The organism is Citrobacter sp. Igbk 16 (genome assembly GCF_028069755.1).
Taxonomy (GTDB): domain Bacteria; phylum Pseudomonadota; class Gammaproteobacteria; order Enterobacterales; family Enterobacteriaceae; genus Citrobacter.
Genome location: NZ_JANEWJ010000087.1, coordinates 1 through 525, shown reverse-complemented (window position 1 = coordinate 525; position 525 = coordinate 1). Strand labels below are relative to the sequence as shown.

Below are 525 nucleotides of genomic sequence, written 5' to 3'. Positions count from 1 at the left end.
CATTGCCGGACTCAACTGGCTTCCCTGCGGGGCGATGTAATCCAGAACCCCTGCAAGATTGCCTGTCGTTGCTTCTGTCGTTTGCTCTGAAGTCTGCGGTGACGTCCAGTTTGATGCACTCAGACGCTGCATTCTGCTCTGCCGTTGCCCGTCATCGCCCGCGTAACGCTCCAGCGTTTTTTCCGTCCAGGGACACTGTGTGAATGCTACCCAGATATCATTCTCCAGGACTTCATATGGCAGTGTCAGAAAATCCTTTCCGCCGTTACTGTAGGTGCCCTGCCGACAGTCAGGCTCTGATTTCTCCAGAACATTTTTCGCCGACAGTTGCTTCCACAAACTGCCATCATCACACACTGACCATGCTTCCCAGTCCGTCAGGTACGGATAGTAGATATAGATATATCCCCTGCGCATCGCACGCAGCGCATAGTGATAATTTTCACTTTCTGCCGGATAAGACGACGCGCCTGGTTTTGCCCACGCCGGCAGTGCTTCCTGAATATATTCAGGAACCACCGCATA

At 52.8% G+C, this 525-nt stretch carries 1 protein-coding gene; it reads right to left on the bottom strand.

Annotation, left to right across the window (positions count from 1 at the left end; all coding sequences use genetic code 11):
* Window positions 1-525: toxin VasX (locus tag NNO03_RS22475; RefSeq protein ID WP_333908921.1), on the bottom strand; the 525-nt coding region annotated here is incomplete at both ends.